The following is a 218-nucleotide window of genomic DNA, read 5'->3' on the forward strand; positions in this document are numbered from 1 at the left end:
CAACGACCCCCGCGTTATCAACACGGTGCTCTAACCAGCTGAGCTACAGCCCCAACGCGGTGCTACTGACGACTACTGTTTCTTCTTCAGCTAACAGTCGATAAGTGTGAACATTTGATGGTGAAGCATTACTGCTTCGTGCAAACTCTAGAAAGGAGGTGATCCAGCCGCACCTTCCGATACGGCTACCTTGTTACGACTTCACCCCAGTCACGAAT

Annotated in this window: 1 rRNA gene; it reads right to left on the reverse strand. The window is 50.9% G+C overall.

Going from position 1 to position 218, the window contains the following annotated elements:
* Positions 1–151: 151 nt before the first annotated feature.
* A 16S ribosomal RNA gene (locus GCM43_RS25695) occupies positions 152–218 on the reverse strand; the annotation flags it as partial.

It is taken from the genome of Janthinobacterium aquaticum (assembly GCF_009208565.1).
Lineage (GTDB): Bacteria > Pseudomonadota > Gammaproteobacteria > Burkholderiales > Burkholderiaceae_D > Janthinobacterium.